The following is a 15,688-nucleotide window of genomic DNA, read 5'->3' on the forward strand; positions in this document are numbered from 1 at the left end:
GGTATGGCACTGACAATCCGTTCTGACCTGCGCTTTTGCTTCGATCGAAGGTTCGGGTTACTTTTTGCACTGACCAGTCAGTTCAAAAGTTCGCTCGGCGGACAGGGGGCGGGGAACCGTGGGTGGGGTCGGTGTCACGGCCGAGGACTTCGGGGTCGAGGGGCCGCGCGGCTGGGCGTTCCGGGGAGTCTCCCTGGACGCCGGGCCCGGGTCGCTGATCGCCGTGGAAGGGCCGTCCGGGTCCGGGCGTACGAGCCTGCTGCTCGCGCTCACCGGGCGGATGAAGGCGTCCGAAGGGACCGCCGCCGTGGGCGGGTTGACGCTGCCGAAGCAGGCGGCGGCCGTACGCCGGGTCAGCGCGCTGGCCAATGTCGCCGGGGTCACCGACCTCGAACCGGCACTGACCGTCGGCGAGCATCTGCGCGAACGGGCGCTGCTGCAACGGCGGTTCGGGGACTCGGTGCGCGGACTGCTGCGCCCGCGTTCCGAGCGGGCCGTCGAGGCGGGGCTGCGGATCGAGCGGGCGCTGACCGCCGCCGGGCTCGACCGCGAGGCGCTGCCCAAGGGCGCCAGGACCGCCGTACGGGATCTGGAACGGCCGCAGGAGCTGCGGCTGTCCATCGCGCTGGCGCTCATCGGGCGGCCTGCGCTGCTCGGGGTCGACGACGTCGATCTCAAGCTCTCGGATGCCGAACGGGCCGAGATCTGGGACTTGTTGAGGTCGCTCGCCGATTCCGGGACGACTGTCGTAGCGGTGTCCACCGAGGGGACGGAGAAGGCCGATGCACGCGCCACGACTGGCCGCGCTTGAGCTCAAGCGCTTCGGCAGGGGGAAGCTGCCGCGCGCCGCGCTCGTCGCCCTCCTGCTGCTGCCGCTGCTCTACGGCGCCCTGTACCTGTGGTCCTTCTGGGACCCGTACGGCCGCCTGGACCGCATCCCCGTGGCGCTCGTCAACGACGACAAGGGGGCGAGTGCCGACGGGAAGAAGGTCACCGCGGGCGACGACATCACCAAGGGGCTGCGGGACAGCGGGACGTTCGACTGGCACGAGGTGAGTGCGGCCGCCGCGCGGAAGGGCGTCGAGGACGGCACGTACTACTTGTCGTTGACCATGCCGGCCGACTTCAGTAGCCGCGTCTCCTCCAGTGCGGGCGACTCCCCGGAAACGGGCGCGCTCCAGGTGCGGACGAACGACGCGAACAACTACATCGTCGGGCAGATCTCCCGGACGGTGTTCAGCGAGGTGCGCTCGGCCGCGTCCACGAAGGCCTCGCGGACCTTCCTGGACCGGATCTTCGTGTCGTTCTCCGACATCCACGGCCAGACCGTGAAGGCGGCCGACGGCGCCGACAAGCTCAAGGGCGGTATCGGGACGGCCGAGGCGGGCTCCAAGGATCTCGCCGATGGCCTGAAGGACGCCAAGAAGGGCAGCGGCAAGCTCTCCGAGGGCCTGAAGAAGCTCGACACGGGCGCGGGCACCCTGGCGGACGGCTCGGCGCAGGTGGCGGCGGGGACGCAGACCCTCGCGGACACGGTCAACGGGGTCGCAGACAAGGCGGGCCCCTTCCTGAAGGACAACGAGAAGACCATCGGGGACACCGCCCAACTGGTCGCCGATTCCGCCAAGACGATCCGCGCCAACCTCGACATCCTGGTGAAGACGGCCCCGGTCGCCGCCAAGGGCGCGCACGCGGCCTCGGACACCCTGGACGAGGTCTACAAGGCGCGTTGCGAGAACGTCGTCCTGAAGGATGACGCCTGCCCCGACCTGAAGAAGGCCGCTACGGCCGCCTCCGACGTTGCGAAGGTCGCCGACGACGTGAACACCCTGGTCGTCGACCAGCACGGCGACCTGAAGAAGCTCGACGCGAACCTGGCCACGCTCCAGACGCAGGCCCAGGCGCTCGCCGACCACGCCCCGCACCTCTCCGAAGACCTCGACGACGCGGTGGCCAAGGTCGACAAGCTGAACGACGGTGCCTCGAAGGTCGCCGCGGGCGCCAAGACCCTGCACGCCGGGCTCGGCACGGCCAGCACCGGCGCCACCGACTTGGACACCGGCGTCGGCAAGCTGAAGACGGGCGCCGTGGACCTCAACGGCGGCCTGTACAAGCTCGTCGACGGCTCCGGGAAGCTCGCCGGCGGGCTGCACGACGGCGCGGCGCAGATCCCCGACTACGACAAGCAGGACCGCGACCAGCGCACCGGGGTCATGTCCGACCCGGTCCACCTGGCCACCCAGGACCTGCACAAGGCGCCCAACTACGGCACCGGGTTCGCCCCTTACTTCATCCCGCTGTCCCTGTGGGTGGGCGCGATGGTGGCCTACATGCTGATCGCGCCCATGAACCGCCGCGCGCTCGCCGCCGGTGCCTCGGCCTGGCGGATAGCCCTCGCGGGCTGGTTGCCCGTGGTCGCGATCGGGGTGCTCCAGACGGTGGCCCTGATGGCCGTACTGCACTGGGCGATCGGCCTGGAGATGGTGCGGGCGGCCGGCACGATCGGCTTCCTCTTCCTCGTGACGGCGTGTTTCGGGGCCATCGTGCAGTGGCTGAACGCACGCTTCGGAGCGGCGGGCCGGATCCTCGTACTCGCCCTGCTGATGCTCCAGTTGACGTCGGCGGGCGGCACCTACCCGGTGCAGACCAGTCCCGGCTTCTTCAACGCGATCCACCCCTTCCTGCCGATGAGTTACGTCGTCGAGGCCCTACGGAGGCTCATCACGGGCGGTGGCCTCGGACCCGTGTGGCACGCGTGCGTGGTGCTCGTCGCCTTCACCGCGGGGGCGCTCGCGCTGACCGCGCTGTCGGCCCGCCGCCGCCAGGTGTGGACGCTGGACCGGCTGCACCCGGAGCTGAGCCTGTGAGCGCGCGCGGGACCTCGGCACCCGTGCCCGAGGCGGGGACCGGGCCTGTGACAATCAGGCCCATGGAAAGCAGCAACACCCCGTCGGGCGGCAGCACGCGCCGCGAGGCCACCCGGCAGAAGCTCTACGAGGCGGCCGTCACGCTCATCGCCGAACAGGGCTTCTCCGCCACCACGGTGGACGAGATCGCCGAGCGTGCCGGGGTCGCGAAGGGCACCGTCTACTACAACTTCGCCAGCAAGTCCGTCCTCTTCGAGGAACTGCTGCGGCACGGCGTGGGCCTCCTCACCGTCTCGCTGCGGGAGGCGGCCGAGCAGACCGCGCGGGACGGCGGCAGCAAGGTCGACGCCCTGGACGCGATGATCCGCGCGGGCCTCGGTTTCATCGCCCGCTACCCGTCCTTCACCCAGCTCTACGTGGCCGAGCTGTGGCGCACCAACCGCTCCTGGCAGCCCACGCTCATGGTCGTGCGCCAGCAGGTGAACGCGGCGATCGAGGACGTGCTGCACGCGGGCGTGGCGGGCGGTGAGTTCAGCCCCGAGATCGATGTCCGGCTGACCGCCGCCGCGCTGGTCGGCATGGTCCTGGTGGCCGCCCTGGACTGGCAGTCGTTCCAGCCGGAGCGCTCCCTGGACGACGTCCACGCGGCGCTGTCCCGGCTGCTCCAGGGGCGGGTCAGCGGCGGCCACTGACGGCGGCACAGAAGCAGCGCGCACACAGAAGCGCCGGTCCGATGTGGCCGCGTCCCCCGCGGGCCACCTCGAACCGGCGCTTCCTTGTGCTTCCCCCGTACGTTCCCCCTGTTGGAACCCCCGTTGGTCAGTCCCCCTGGGTTCCCCCGTGCCTCGCTTCCGCCGAGAATCCGGCGGAAGGAGCGGCCAAGGGCGCGGGCCCCGTTCCGCCGCCCCGTGTCGGCGGTTCCGGAGCCGCGCCCCTTTCCGTGCCCCTACTCTCTCGTTCGCGCAGGTCGCGCCCCATCCGCGCGCGTGCTCAACTCACTCCCTAGGTACGGATACTCAGCCGTACGCACTCAGGCCCAGGACGCCATGTTGCCGAGTGGTTACTATCGCCTCCGTGTCCGTACTCCCCCTGGTCTTCACCAGCGGCTGGGCCAGCGGCGTCAACGCGTACGCGGTGGTGCTGCTGCTCGGGATCTTCGGCGCGACCGGAGTGACCGACGCGGTCCCCGAGTCGCTGCAACGCCCTGAGGTCCTCATCACAGCGGGCGTGCTGTTCCTGTGCGAGGCCGTCGCCGACAAGATCCCCTACCTCGACTCCCTGTGGGACTCCGTGCACACGGTGATCCGGCCGGCCGCCGGGGCCTGGGTCGGGGCGGTGCTCGCGGGGCACAGCGGTTCCATGAACGACGTGGTGGCGGGCCTGATCGGCGGTTCGTCCGCGCTGGCCAGCCATACCGTCAAGACCGGGACGCGGATGGCGATCAACACCTCGCCGGAGCCGTTCAGCAACGTGATCATGAGCTTCGCGGAGGATCTCGGCGTCGGCGGGATCGTCTCGTTCGCGATGTTCCATCCCCAGGCGGCGGCGATCATCGCGGCCGTGCTGCTGGTGGCCGGGCTCACGGTCCTGTTCTTCCTGGTCTCCCGGATCCGGCGCTACCTGCGCCGCAGAGCCCAGCGCCGGGAGGAGAAACGGCTCGCCGCGCAGGTGGGACATCCGCCCGGACGACCACCGGACCAAGATCCCTGGTGATGCCCGCGGCCGTGACTGTCAGTGGCGGCCGATAAAGTCGCGGGCATGGCACGGATTGCGGTGATCGGCGCCGGCATGGGCGCGATGGCGGCCGCTGCCCGGCTGGCCGTCGCGGGCCACCGGGTGGCGGTGTACGAGCGTACGGAGACGTACGGCGGTGCGGTGCGCCGCTTCGAGCGGGACGGGTTCTCCTTCGACACCGGCCCCGGTCTGCTGCCCGTGCCCGCGGTCCACCGCGACCTGTTCATCAAGACCGGCAAGGAGCCGCTGGAGGACCTGGTCGAGCTGGTCCAGGTCGACCCGTCGTCCCGGCACGTCTTCGCGGACGGCACGGCGGTGTCGCTGCCGAACGCCTCCCGCGCGGGTGTCGTCACGGCCCTGGACGAGGCCCTGGGCGGCGGCGCGGGCCAGCGCTGGGGTGACTTCCTGATCCGGGCCCGCGAGGCCTGGGACCGCACCCGCAGACCCCTCCTGGAGGAGCCCCTGTGGCCCAACTGGTCCGTGCTGGCCGACCAGGAGCCCTATCCGTCGGTCCCGCACAAGAAGCTGCTGCGCACCCGGCGGGCGAGCACCCTCGCCGAGATCGGCGCCTGGGAGCTGCGTGACGAACGCCTGACGGCCCTTCTGGAGAGCCACGCGCTCGCGTACGGCCTCGATCCCCGGACCACACCGGCGAGCGCGGCCGTGCTGCCGTACATGGAGCACGCCTTCGGCACCTGGTATGTGCGGGGCGGCATACGGGAGTTGGCGCGCGCGGTGTACGAGCGGTGCGTGGCGAGGAAGGTCGAGTTCGTCTTCGGGGCCGAGGTCACCCGGGTGCTGGAGAAGGACGGGCGGGCGGCGGGAGTCGAGCTCGCCGACGGGACGATGGTCGACGCGGACCATGTCGTGGCGGACGTCGACCCCGCGCGGCTACGGGACCTGACGGAGCGTCCGCTGGACGAGGACGGCGATGTGCGGGCCGACCCGGAGGCACGCCGGCCGGTGCGGTGCACGCTGCTGCTGGCCCTGCGCGGCCCGCGCGAGGACGGGGCCGTTCACCGGACGGTGGTCCATGCCCCGGACCGCGAGGCCGAGTTGGACCTCCTGACCTCCCCCGGCGGCGACGAGCCGCGCTGCCCCACGGTGACGGTGCTGCGCCCCGACGACCCCGCGCTCACACCGGACGGCGAGCACGAGTCGGCGGTGGTGTCCGCCGTACTGTCCGGCGAGGCCGGCTGGGACGAGGACGGCACGGTCCGGCGGTACACGGACTTCCTCCTGGAAGCCGCCGGACGGGCCGTACCGGGGCTGCGGGAGCGCCTGTTGTGGCACGAGGTGCGTACCCCGGAGCACACGGAGGGTGAGACGGGTGCCCGCTTCGGTGCCGTGCCCGCGCCCTCGCTCGCCGCCGGGCAGGGCCGTTTCCTGCACCCCGCGAACACCACGCGCGTGCCCGGGCTCTACCGGGTCGGCGGCTGGTCCCACCCCGGCGGCGGACTTCCGCACGCCGGGATGTCGGGGGCGCTGGTCGCCGGACTGATCGTGGAGGGGCCCCAGTTCAGAGGGTCCCAGTAGACGGGGCCCACCTGGTAACACCTAGTAGGACAGGTCTCGGCAGGCTTCAGAAACGGTACTGCTCGTCGTAGCCGGGGCCCGACTGCGGCTGCTGCTGCGGCTGTTGCTGGCCGTCGCCCTGGTAGGGGTACTGCTGCTCCGGCGGCATCTCGCCGCCGTACGTCTCGTCGTTGCGCTGCTGCGGGACCCACACCCCGCCGGCCGGGGTCTCGCCGCCGTAGCCGCCGTTGCCGTACTGGTCCTGCGTGTAGCCCTGTTGGGGGTACTGCTGCTGACCGTCGTAGCCCGTGTCGTAACCGGTGCCGCCGTAGGTCTGGGTGCCGATGTACGGGTCGGAGTAGGCCGCGTACTGCTGCTGGCCCGTCGTGTCGTAGCCGTACTGCTGCTGGTCGTAGCCCGCGTAGGTGTTGTCGTAGCCGTAGTTCTGGTCGCCCGTCGCGTAGGCCTGGTCCTGGGTCTGGCCCGCGGCCGCCGCCGCGTACGCCTGGTCCGAGCCCTCGTAGTTGGGGTCCGTGGCGTTCGCGTACGCGGTGGCGTTGTACACGCCGTAGGAACCGGTGTCGTCCGGGAGGGGCTGCGGCTCGTAGACCGAGGTGGTCTCGGCGGCCGTGGGGGCGACGGGGCGGTTCGGGGTGAACACGTCGTCGCGGTCGTAGTCGTCGTCCTGGCCGAAGGCGGCCTTGTCCTGGCCGTACTCCTGGAAGCCGCTCTCCGCCCCTTCGAGGCCGGAGGCGTCCAGGTTCGGGTCCTGCTCGTCGGGCTCGCCGCGGCGGCGCTTGAGGCCGCCCGCGCCCGGTCGGCCGGAGACCGCCCAGCCCGCTTCGAAGCCGCGGCGGAACGACAGCGTGACATAGGTCTGGCCGACCGCGAACGCCACGGCGCCCAGGCCGATCACGACCACGGAGGGGATCAGCACTCCGAGGACGACGCCCAGGAAGCCGACGAAAGCGAGCAGCCGCCAGCGCAGGCGTGCCTTGTACTGCAGCAGCACCTCGCCGAGCAACCACAGTGCGACGACGCCGAACGCGATGTAGAGGACCGTCCAGCCCATGTACGCCCCTCTCCCAGTGGCCGCTACGCAGTGTGTCCTATTCCGGAGCGACCGGTCTAGGCCCGCGGTGGGTGGTGCAGGCCCAAGTTCTCGTAGATTTCAAGTGACGCCGTGGAGCTGTTGAGCGTGATGAAGTGGAGCCCGGGGACTCCCTCGGCCAGCAGCCGGGCGCAGAACTCGGTGGCGAACTCGATTCCGATCGAGCGTACAGCGGCCGGATCGTCTTTGGCTGTGAGGATTCGCTCTTTCAGGGCGGCCGGGATGTCGGCGTTGCTGAGCTGCGGCAACCGCTCCAGCATCCGCACGCTGGTCACCGGCATGACCTCGGGGATGACCGGGGTCGCGCAGCCCGCGGCCCCGACACGGTCGCGCAACCTCAGGTACGACTCGGGTTCGAAGAACATCTGGGTGATCGCGTAGTCGGCGCCGGCCCGGCACTTGTCGACGAAGTGCGCGACGTCCGTGTCCCAGTCCGGGGAGCGCGGGTGCATCTCCGGGAAGGCGGCGACGCCGACACAGAAATCGCCCGACTCCTTGATGAGCCGCACCAGTTCGGCCGCGTACGTCAGCCCCTCCGGGTGCGCCACCCAGTCGGCCATGGGGTCGCCGGGCGGGTCGCCGCGCACGGCGAGGATGTTGCGGATCCCGGCGTCGGCGTACTGGCCGATGATGTTGCGCAGTTCGGCGACGGAGTGGTTGACCGCGGTGAGGTGGGCGACCGGGGTGAGCGTGGTGTCGGCGACGATCTGCTCGGTCTCCCTGACGGTGCCCGCGCGTGTGGAGCCGCCGGCGCCGTAGGTCACCGAGACGAAGTCGGGAGCGACCGCCTCGACCCGCCGCAACGCGCTCCACAGGTTCCGCTCGCCCTTGGGGGTCTTCGGCGCGGAGAACTCGAAGGAGTACGTCGCTTTGCCGGTCGCGAGCATGTCCCGCACGGTGCGTGCGCGATCAGTCCTGGTCGATGCGGTTCCGAAGGCCATACCCGCAGGTTAGTCAGGGGGCGGCGGTCACCCAACCGGAAGTGGGAATTTGCCGGGTTTGTCGCCCTCTTGTCCACCCATCGGACAACAGCGCGACTTCCTGGACGCCCGTCAGAGCTTCAGAGCTGCCGCAGCCGCTTCGCGAACTCGGCCGCCGCCGCGCCCGGGTCGTCGGCCTCCGTGATCGCCCGTACGACGACGACGCGGCGAGCGCCCGCTTCGAGGACCTCGTCGAGGGTGCCGAGGTCGATGCCGCCGATGGCGAACCAGGGGCGGTCGGTGCCCAGGGCGGCCGTGTACCGGACCAGGTCGAGGCCGGGGGCGTGGCGGCCGGGCTTGGTGGGGGTGGGCCAGCACGGGCCCGTGCAGAAGTAGTCCACGCCCTCCTGGACGGCGGCCGCGGCCGCTTCGGACTCGGCGTGCGTGGAGCGGCCGATCAGGACGTCCTCGCCGAGGATCGCGCGGGCCGCGGGGACCGGGAGGTCGCCCTGGCCCAGGTGCAGGACGTCGGCGCCGGCGGCGTGGGCGACGTCCGCGCGGTCGTTGACCGCGAGGAGCCTGCCGTGCCGGGCGCAGGCGTCGGCGAACACCTGGAGGTGCTCCAGCTCCTCGGCGGCCTCCATGCCCTTGTCGCGCAGCTGCACGATGTCGACCCCGCCGGCCAGGACCGCGTCCAGGAACTCCGCGAGGTCGCCCTGGCGCCGGCGGGCGTCCGTGCAGAGGTAGACCCGGGCGTCGGCGAGTTCCGCGCGGACGGCGGCTGCGGCGGTGTCAGGCATGGATGTGTCCCCCGTTGTGTCAGTGCGTGGTCGTGTCGCACACGGGCCGCGGGCAGGGCCTTCTTGGGCAGGCCCGCACGTCTCCGCGGCCCGTGTACCTCTCGGTCGTGCGGGTCAGACGGCGAGCGCCTGGGCGCGGCGCTTCACCTCCGTGCCGCGATTCTCGCTCAGGGCCTGCGCGGGGGTGCCGGGCAGGCTGGGGTCGGGGGTGAAGAGCCACTCGAGCATCTCTTCGTCGGAGAAGCCGTCGTCCCGCAGGAGCGTCAGGGTCCCCGTGAGGCCCTTGACGACCTTCTGCTCGGCCCCGTCGATGAAGGCGGCGGGGACGTGCAGCGCGCGGTTCTCACCACGGCGTACGGCGATGACTTGGCCGTCCTTGACCAGCTGCCGCACGCGTGTCACCTCGACATCGAGCAACTCTGCGATGTCGGGCAGCGTGAGCCAGGCGGGGACGAGAGCATCGATCTTTGCGTCAATCTCGGTCACGTAAACAGCGTGCCATCCCGGACTGACAGTCGGAAGCCGGGCCGGTCCGACCCGGGGGTACGAACTAGGCGATAGCGGCCTTCATCGGGAGAGAAGCATCGGCCAGCAGCGTGTGATCCATGGGCGTGGCCGACTCGATCAGGCGGCGGCCCTGTGCCAGGTCACGGGGGCGGCCGACCGCCAGAAGGGCCACCAGACGGTCCCCGCGCAGCCAGCAGACGCTCCACGCCGGGGTGGCCGGGTCACCGCGCCACAGGGTGGTGTCGGCGGACGCGTGGTGACCGGCGTACTGGACGAAGCGGCCGAACTGCTCCGACCAGAAGTACGGCACCGGGTCGTACACCGCCGGGCTCTCCCCCACGATGTTCGCGGCGACCGTGCGCGGCCCCTGGAGGGCGTTGTCCCAGTGGTGGACCAGAAGTCGCTCGCCATACCTTCCCGAAGGGAAGGAGGCGCAGTCGCCGACCGCGTAGACGTCCGGCACCGAGGTGCGCAGGTGGTCGTCGGCCAGGACCTCGCGGTGCGCGCCCAGTTCGATGCCGGAGCCCGCCAGCCAGGCGGTGGCGGGGCGGGCGCCGATGCCGACCACGACGGCGCCCGCGGGCAGCCGTGAGCCGTCGTCGAGGACGACCTCGCCGGGTTCGACGTGCGCCACGCGTGCGTGCGTCCGCAGGGTGGCTCCGGCGGCGGCGTACCAGGCGGCCATCGGCGCGGCCACCTCGGCGGGCAGCGCCCCCGCGAGCGGTCGGTCGGCGGCTTCTACGACGGTCACCGCACAGCCCGCCTCGCGCGCGGCCGTGGCGAACTCGGCGCCGATCCAGCCCGCGCCGACGACCACGATGTCGTGCTGCCGGGCGAGCACCGGGCGCAGCCGCTCGGCGTCGTCCAGGGTGCGCAGCAGATGCACCCCGGGGATGCCGTCGGCGCCCGGCAGCCGGATCGGTTCGGCACCGGTCGCGAGCACGAGGACGTCGTAGGGCACCGGGCCCTCGGCGGTGTCCAGTTCGTGGTCGGCGGGGCGCACGCCCACCACCTCGCGCCCCAGTTGCACCTCGATGCCGAGCGCCTCGAAGTCGACGTCGAAGGCGGAGCCCTCGGCCTTGCCGAGCAGGACGGCCTTGGAGAGCGGGGGCCGGTCGTACGGCTGATGGGGTTCCGCGCCGATCAGGGTGACGGTGCCGGTGAAGCCCTGTTCCCGTAGCGCGACCGCGGTCTGTACCCCGGCCATGCCCGCGCCGACGACGACCACGCGCCGCCCTGCCACCGTGCCCTGGTCCCGCGTCTGCTCGCTCACTCGATCACCATAGACACCTGACAATTTGTCAGTCAGCGGGCGCGTCAGGTGACCTGTTCCACAATGCTGGTCCCGTTCCCCTCCTGGGACTCCCACTCCCAGGTCTCCTCCAGGCGAACGCGGCCGTCGGGCAGCTCGACCACATCCGAAACGCAGTGCCCGGAGGACGTCGTCCCGTCGGTCTTCAACTGCACGTACCGGAAGTCGATCCGGTCCCCCGCGCGCGTGCCGACGAGACGCCCCCGTACGACGTCGCCGCCCTCGTACTCGGCCCAGATCACGCCGTCCTGCTCGTGGTAGGCGAACCGCGTGCGCGTACCGACCTGACCTGGGGCCTGGTCCGCGACGGGGGCGAGGACGAGACCGTCGAGCGAGCGGGCCATGGACGAAGGCTCCCTTACTGGCGCACAAAGCACGGGCTAGGGTGGCCAAGGTAAAGCACTCGCGGGAGTCCGGACGTACCGGGCTGAGAGGGAGGCTGGCGGCCTCCGACCGTACGAACCTGATCCGGGTCATGCCGGCGAAGGGAGGGGCTGGACGCCCATGCCTGCACGTAACTCAGACGTCCTCGTCGTCGGGGGCGGGATCATCGGCCTGGTCACGGCCTGGCGCGCGGCCCAACGCGGCTTCGCCACGGCCGTGTTGGACCCGGAGCCGGGTGGCGGGGCCGCCCAGGTGGCCGCCGGGATGCTGGCCGCCGTCACCGAGCTCCACTATGGCGAACAGACCCTGCTCGCCCTCAACCTCGCCTCGGCGCACCGCTACCCGGACTTCGCGGCCGAGCTGACCGACCTCACCGGCCTCGACCTCGGCTACCGGCGCTGCGGCACGCTGGCCGTCGCCCTCGATGCCGACGACCGCGCCCATCTGCGTGAACTGCACGCCCTGCAGCACCAGTCGGGGCTGGACTCGGAGTGGCTGTCGGGGCGCGAGTGCCGGCGCCTGGAGCCGATGCTCGCGCCGGGCGTGCGCGGGGGGCTCCGGGTCGACGGGGACCACCAGGTGGACCCGCGGCGGCTGGCGGGCGCGCTGGTGGCCGCCTGCGAGCGCGCCGGGGTCGTCTTCCACCGGACCTGGGCCGAGCGCCTCACGGTCGCGCGGGACCGCGCCACGGGGGTCGTGACGCGCGAGGACGAGACGCTGGGCGCGGACCAGGTGGTACTGGCCGCCGGCAGCCTCAGCGGGCAGCTGACGGGCGTCCCTGACGACGTCCTGCCGCCCGTACGGCCCGTGAAGGGGCAGGTGCTGCGGCTGACCGTGCCGGAGCGCCACGCGCCGTTCCTGAGCCGGACCGTGCGGGCCGTGGTGCGTGGCAGCCAGGTGTACCTCGTGCCGCGCGAGAACGGTGAGCTGGTCGTCGGCGCGACCAGTGAGGAGCTGGGCTGGGACACGACCGTGACGGCCGGCGGGGTCTACGAACTGCTGCGCGACGCGCACGAGTTGGTCCCCGGGATCACCGAACTGCCGCTCACCGAGACCCGGGCCGGACTGCGCCCCGGGTCCCCCGACAACGCGCCGCTGCTCGGCCCGACCGCCCTGCCGGGCCTGCTGCTGGCCACCGGGCACTACCGCAACGGCGTGCTGCTCACGCCGGTCACCGGCGACACCCTGGCGCATGCGCTCAGTACCGGTGAACTGCCGGACGAGGCACGCCCGTTCACTCCGAAGCGGTTCGCCCGCACGCACCTCGTGGAGCAGCCCGCATGAACATCTCCGTCAACGGCGAGCACCAGGAGATCGCTCCCGGCACGCCTCTCGACGTGCTCGTACGGTCCCTCACCCCGGCCCCCTCCGGAGTGGCCGCCGCCCTCAACGAAACCGTCGTCCCGCGCGCGGAGTGGACATCGACCTCCCTCTCCGAGGGAGACCGCGTCGAGGTCCTCACCGCCGTCCAAGGAGGCTGACCCATGGCCGACGACCCCTTCGTCCTCGGTGGTACGTCCTTCACGTCCCGGCTGATCATGGGCACCGGGGGCGCCCCCAGCCTCGACGTCCTGGAGCGCGCGCTGATGGCCTCCGGTACGGAACTCACGACGGTCGCGATGCGGCGCGTAAACGCTTCCGTGCACGGCTCGGTGCTGTCCGTGCTGGAGCGGCTCGGTATCCGGGTGCTGCCCAACACCGCGGGGTGCTTCACTGCGGGCGAGGCCGTGTTGACGGCGCGGCTGGCCCGGGAGGCCCTGGGGACCTCGCTGGTCAAGCTCGAAGTGATCGCGGACGAGCGCACGTTGCTGCCGGACCCGATCGAACTCCTCGACGCCGCCGAGACGTTGGTCGACGACGGGTTCACGGTGCTGCCGTACACGAACGACGATCCTGTGCTGGCGCGGAAGCTGGAGGATGTCGGGTGTGCGGCGATCATGCCGCTGGGCTCTCCGATCGGTTCCGGGCTCGGGATCCGCAACCCGCACAACTTCCAGTTGATCACCGGGCACGCGCGCGTGCCGGTGATTCTGGACGCGGGGGCGGGTACGGCGTCCGACGCGGCGTTCGCGATGGAGCTGGGGTGTGCGGGGGTGATGCTTGCGTCGGCGGTGACGCGAGCGCAGGAGCCGGTGTTGATGGCGTCGGCGATGCGGAGCGCGGTGGAGGCGGGGCGGTTGGCGTTCCGGGCGGGGCGTATCCCCCGCCGCCATTTCGCCTCGGCGTCCTCTCCTGCGGAGGGCCTCGCCGCCTTGGATCCCGAACGGCCCGCTTTCTAGGCAACCTGCACCGCACTTCCGTTTCGTCTCCCACCCGCGCACCACCCGTTTCCAGTCGGCCGAGAAGTGAACCAACCTGTGGGGCCGGCCCACCGTCGGCGGCCGACTCCAGTCGGGCGAGAGACGAGCCGGCCCACGGAACTGCCCCACCGCCGGCGGCCGACTCCAGTCGGTCAAGAGGCGGATCCACCTGCGAAGCCGCCCCGCCGTCGGCGGCCGACCGCTCGTGGGATGCGTCACAGGTCCGCTGCAGTACCGCCTCGAAACCGGGCGAAAAGGCCGGTCTGTCAGCGTCGGCTCGTACACTCACCTGCGTGGATACGACCCTTCATGACCCTCTCGTCGGGCAGTTGCTCGACGGCCGGTATCGCGTCGACGCGCGGATCGCCGTCGGCGGGATGGCCACGGTCTACCGGGCCGTGGACACCCGCCTGGACCGGGTTCTCGCGCTCAAGGTGATGCACCCGACGCTGGCGGCCGACGCCCACTTCGTGGACCGGTTCATCCGCGAGGCGAAGTCCGTGGCGCGGCTGGCGCATCCGAACGTGGTGCAGGTCTTCGACCAGGGCGCCGACCGGTCGTACGTCTATCTGGCGATGGAGTACGTCGCCGGCTGCACCCTGCGGGACGTGCTGCGCGAGCGCGGGGCGCTGCAGCCGCGGGCCGCCCTCGACATCCTGGAGCCGGTGCTCGCCGCGCTCGGCGCCGCGCACCGGGCCGGGTTCGTGCACCGGGACATGAAGCCGGAGAACGTGCTCATAGGGGACGACGGCCGGGTCAAGGTCGCCGACTTCGGGCTTGTCAGGTCCGTGGACACGGTCACCAGCACCACCGGGTCCGTGCTCGGCACGGTGTCGTATCTCGCGCCCGAGCAGATCGAGGGCACCACCGCCGACCCCCGGGTCGACGTGTACGCGTGCGGTGTCGTCCTCTACGAGATGCTCACCGGCCAGAAGCCGCACGACGGCGACTCGGCCGCGATCGTGCTCTACAAGCACCTGCACGAGGACGTCCCGCCGCCCTCGGCGCTCGTGCCGGGGCTGGCGTACGAGCTGGACGAGCTGGTCGCCACCGCCACCGCGCGCACCCCGGACCTGCGGCCGTACGACGCGGTCGCGCTGTTCGGCCTGGTCCGCGAGGCGCGGGCGGGGCTGAGCACCGACCAGCTGGACGCGGTGCCGCCGCAGGCGCTGACCTCGGAGTATCCCAACGCCGAGAACCGTACGAGTGTGATCCCGCGCTCGCTGACCGTGCCGCGTCCGCTGCCGGTCAACGAGGACGACGGGCCCGGTGACCCGTTCAACCGGACCAGCCGGTTCGAGAGCGGGCCGCCGCTGCCGCCCCGGCGGCGCGAGGCACGGCGGCCCCGGCGCGGGCTGCTGGCGGTCGTCGCCGCCCTGCTGCTCATCATCGGGGTCGGGGCAGGGGTCTGGTACATCAACTCGGGCCAGTTCACCAAGGTCCCGCCGCTGCTGTCGAAGACCGAGGCGCAGGCGAAGGAGCGGCTCAAGGAGGCCGGTCTCGACGTCAAGAAGGTCGACCACGCGTACAGCGACACCGTGAAGCGCGGCACGGTCATCAGCACCGACCCGGAGTCCGGCGCCCGCATCCGGGACAACGACTCGGTGGCCCTGACCGTCTCGGACGGCCCGGAGACCGTGAAGGTCCCCGACCTGACGGGCACCCGCCTGGCCAAGGCGCAGACCCTGCTGAAGCAGGACGGGCTGGCGGCCGGCATGGTCACCAGGGAGTTCAGCGACGACGTCCCCAAGGGCTTCGTCATCAGCACGGACCCGGAGGCTGGCACCGAGCGCCACGCGGGCTCCGCGATAGCCCTGACCGTCAGCAAGGGCAGCGCGGTCGACGTGCCCGACGTCACCGGCGAGGACCTGGACGACGCGAAGTCGGACCTCCAGGAGGCCGGTCTCACCGTGAAGGTGTCCGACACCGAGATCACCTCGGAGTACGACGCGGGCCAGGTCGCCCAGCAGACCCCGGCCGGCGACAGCCAGGCCGCCGAGGGCGACACGGTGACGCTGACGCTGTCCAAGGGCCGGGAGATGGTCGAGGTCCCGAGCGTGGTCGGCGCGAGCGTCGACGCGGCGACGAAGCTCCTGGAGCAGTCCGGCTTCGAGGTCAAGGAGGACCGGGGCCTGCTCGGTCTGTTCGGCGACACCGTGAAGAAGCAGTCCGTGGACGCGGGCGAGCAGGCCCCCAAGGGGTCGACGATCACGATCACCATCCGGTGACGGGGGCGGC

At 71.6% G+C, this 15,688-nt stretch carries 15 protein-coding genes and 1 riboswitch; of the genes, 9 read left to right on the forward strand and 6 right to left on the reverse strand.

Going from position 1 to position 15,688, the window contains the following annotated elements:
- The first annotated feature begins 118 nt into the window (after window positions 1-118).
- The 5 genes from R2B38_RS09245 to R2B38_RS09265 all read left to right on the forward strand — a co-directional run bounded on the left by R2B38_RS09245 (window position 119) and on the right by R2B38_RS09265 (window position 6,137).
- Window positions 119-811 (forward strand): ATP-binding cassette domain-containing protein, encoded by a 693-nt coding sequence (locus R2B38_RS09245; protein WP_318015789.1) that lies wholly within the window; start codon window positions 119-121, stop codon window positions 809-811.
- Entirely contained in the window at window positions 783-2,867 is a 2,085-nt protein-coding gene (locus R2B38_RS09250; protein ID WP_318015790.1) for a YhgE/Pip domain-containing protein, read from the forward strand. The genes R2B38_RS09245 and R2B38_RS09250 overlap by 29 nt, the downstream gene beginning before the upstream one ends.
- A 62-nt stretch (window positions 2,868-2,929) precedes the next feature.
- The gene (locus R2B38_RS09255; RefSeq protein WP_318015791.1) at window positions 2,930-3,559 is read left to right on the forward strand and encodes a TetR/AcrR family transcriptional regulator; all 630 of its coding nucleotides are present in this window, start codon (window positions 2,930-2,932) and stop codon (window positions 3,557-3,559) included.
- A 382-nt stretch (window positions 3,560-3,941) separates the two neighbouring features.
- Window positions 3,942-4,580, forward strand: coding sequence for a DUF4126 domain-containing protein (locus tag R2B38_RS09260; protein ID WP_318015792.1), 639 nt, complete (start codon window positions 3,942-3,944; stop codon window positions 4,578-4,580).
- Between the two features lie 45 nt (window positions 4,581-4,625).
- Entirely contained in the window at window positions 4,626-6,137 is a 1,512-nt protein-coding gene (locus R2B38_RS09265) for an NAD(P)/FAD-dependent oxidoreductase (protein WP_318015793.1), read from the forward strand.
- 46 nt (window positions 6,138-6,183) lie between these two features.
- On the opposite strand, the gene R2B38_RS09270 is transcribed toward R2B38_RS09265, so the two are convergent.
- The 6 genes from R2B38_RS09270 to R2B38_RS09295 form a co-directional block, all read right to left on the reverse strand.
- Entirely contained in the window at window positions 6,184-7,188 is a 1,005-nt protein-coding gene (locus tag R2B38_RS09270) for a hypothetical protein (protein WP_318015794.1), read from the reverse strand.
- A 56-nt stretch (window positions 7,189-7,244) separates the two neighbouring features.
- A complete protein-coding gene (metF, locus tag R2B38_RS09275) occupies window positions 7,245-8,168 on the reverse strand; it encodes a methylenetetrahydrofolate reductase [NAD(P)H] (protein WP_318015795.1) in 924 nt (307 codons plus the stop codon).
- Window positions 8,169-8,287: 119 nt separating this feature from the next.
- Entirely contained in the window at window positions 8,288-8,947 is a 660-nt protein-coding gene (gene thiE, locus R2B38_RS09280; RefSeq protein ID WP_318015796.1) for a thiamine phosphate synthase, read from the reverse strand.
- A gap of 114 nt (window positions 8,948-9,061) precedes the next feature.
- Window positions 9,062-9,433, reverse strand: a complete 372-nt coding sequence (locus R2B38_RS09285; RefSeq protein ID WP_033284439.1) for an Rv2175c family DNA-binding protein — start codon at window positions 9,431-9,433, stop codon at window positions 9,062-9,064.
- A gap of 64 nt (window positions 9,434-9,497) precedes the next feature.
- Entirely contained in the window at window positions 9,498-10,727 is a 1,230-nt protein-coding gene (locus R2B38_RS09290) for an FAD-dependent oxidoreductase (protein ID WP_318015797.1), read from the reverse strand.
- A gap of 44 nt (window positions 10,728-10,771) precedes the next feature.
- Window positions 10,772-11,110, reverse strand: a complete 339-nt coding sequence (locus R2B38_RS09295) for a hypothetical protein (protein WP_318015798.1) — start codon at window positions 11,108-11,110, stop codon at window positions 10,772-10,774.
- A 51-nt stretch (window positions 11,111-11,161) separates the two neighbouring features.
- Window positions 11,162-11,273, forward strand: a riboswitch (TPP riboswitch).
- Between R2B38_RS09295 and thiO the strand changes: the two genes are divergently transcribed.
- From thiO to pknB, 4 genes are all read left to right on the forward strand, one after another.
- Window positions 11,271-12,434 (forward strand): glycine oxidase ThiO, encoded by a 1,164-nt coding sequence (gene thiO / locus R2B38_RS09300; protein WP_318015799.1) that lies wholly within the window; start codon window positions 11,271-11,273, stop codon window positions 12,432-12,434. (Overlaps the previous riboswitch by 3 nt.)
- Window positions 12,431-12,631 carry a sulfur carrier protein ThiS gene (gene thiS / locus R2B38_RS09305; protein WP_033284436.1) on the forward strand — a complete coding sequence of 67 codons (201 nt, stop codon included), beginning with the start codon at window positions 12,431-12,433 and terminating at the stop codon, window positions 12,629-12,631. Before thiO ends, thiS begins: the two co-directional genes overlap by 4 nt.
- Window positions 12,632-12,634: 3 nt before the next feature.
- On the forward strand, window positions 12,635-13,429 hold the full coding sequence (locus tag R2B38_RS09310) for a thiazole synthase (RefSeq protein ID WP_318015800.1): 795 nt from the start codon (window positions 12,635-12,637) through the stop codon (window positions 13,427-13,429).
- A 314-nt stretch (window positions 13,430-13,743) separates the two neighbouring features.
- On the forward strand, window positions 13,744-15,678 hold the full coding sequence (pknB, locus tag R2B38_RS09315; RefSeq protein WP_318015801.1) for a Stk1 family PASTA domain-containing Ser/Thr kinase: 1,935 nt from the start codon (window positions 13,744-13,746) through the stop codon (window positions 15,676-15,678).
- Window positions 15,679-15,688 lie beyond the last annotated feature (10 nt).

Origin of the sequence: Streptomyces sp. N50 (assembly GCF_033335955.1) — a bacterium.
Taxonomy (GTDB): domain Bacteria; phylum Actinomycetota; class Actinomycetes; order Streptomycetales; family Streptomycetaceae; genus Streptomyces.

Bases quoted from the DNA above. Each gene is read 5' to 3' on its own strand.
- thiE (WP_318015796.1), bottom strand. From the start codon at position 8,947: ATGCCTGACACCGCCGCAGCCGCCGTCCGCGCGGAACTCGCCGACGCC.
- thiO (WP_318015799.1), top strand. From the start codon at position 11,271: ATGCCTGCACGTAACTCAGACGTCCTCGTCGTCGGGGGCGGGATCATC.
- R2B38_RS09250 (WP_318015790.1), top strand. From the start codon at position 783: ATGCACGCGCCACGACTGGCCGCGCTTGAGCTCAAGCGCTTCGGCAGG.
- R2B38_RS09310 (WP_318015800.1), top strand. From the start codon at position 12,635: ATGGCCGACGACCCCTTCGTCCTCGGTGGTACGTCCTTCACGTCCCGG.
- metF (WP_318015795.1), bottom strand. From the start codon at position 8,168: ATGGCCTTCGGAACCGCATCGACCAGGACTGATCGCGCACGCACCGTG.
- R2B38_RS09270 (WP_318015794.1), bottom strand. From the start codon at position 7,188: ATGGGCTGGACGGTCCTCTACATCGCGTTCGGCGTCGTCGCACTGTGG.
- R2B38_RS09295 (WP_318015798.1), bottom strand. From the start codon at position 11,110: ATGGCCCGCTCGCTCGACGGTCTCGTCCTCGCCCCCGTCGCGGACCAG.
- thiS (WP_033284436.1), top strand. From the start codon at position 12,431: ATGAACATCTCCGTCAACGGCGAGCACCAGGAGATCGCTCCCGGCACG.
- R2B38_RS09265 (WP_318015793.1), top strand. From the start codon at position 4,626: ATGGCACGGATTGCGGTGATCGGCGCCGGCATGGGCGCGATGGCGGCC.
- R2B38_RS09255 (WP_318015791.1), top strand. From the start codon at position 2,930: ATGGAAAGCAGCAACACCCCGTCGGGCGGCAGCACGCGCCGCGAGGCC.